At 38.4% G+C, this 419-nt stretch carries 1 protein-coding gene; it reads right to left on the reverse strand.

All coding sequences use genetic code 11. The annotated features are described in order from the left end of the window. A partial coding sequence (locus tag EVJ34_RS15480; protein WP_131486167.1) for a DUF2813 domain-containing protein occupies positions 1-419 on the reverse strand: 419 nt, incomplete at both ends.

Consider the following 419-nt stretch of genomic DNA (forward strand, 5'->3'; position numbering starts at 1 on the left):
GAGCATAATCGGGTGTAAGCGTGTTTCTGGATCTTCAACGATAATCAATGGCCGTGCATGTTTATCTAACTGAATATTACCTTTTGATTGTAATAACGAAGAAAACATTCCTAAGATAATTAAACGAATATTGCGTTGGTTTGGTTTAGCGATTAAACGGCTAATATTATCAAGTGCTTTCCACCCACGCTTGCGCGGTTCTATATTGACAATTGAGTTATCCAGTTTTATAAGATGCGCGCTCTGCCCTGAAAAATAATGACTGAGCAGCTGTTGCATTGCATCAATACCATCACCAAGGTCCTCGTCACTTAAACATTCAGGATTATTGACCAATGCATGGGTTAATTCTTTAATGCGAACGTTGAACAAATCACGTAAATCTTTTTGGCCCGTAACGATAGTTTCAGTGTTAAGTG

Source organism: Exiguobacterium sp. SL-9 (assembly GCF_004336985.1).
Taxonomy (GTDB): domain Bacteria; phylum Bacillota; class Bacilli; order Exiguobacteriales; family Exiguobacteriaceae; genus Exiguobacterium.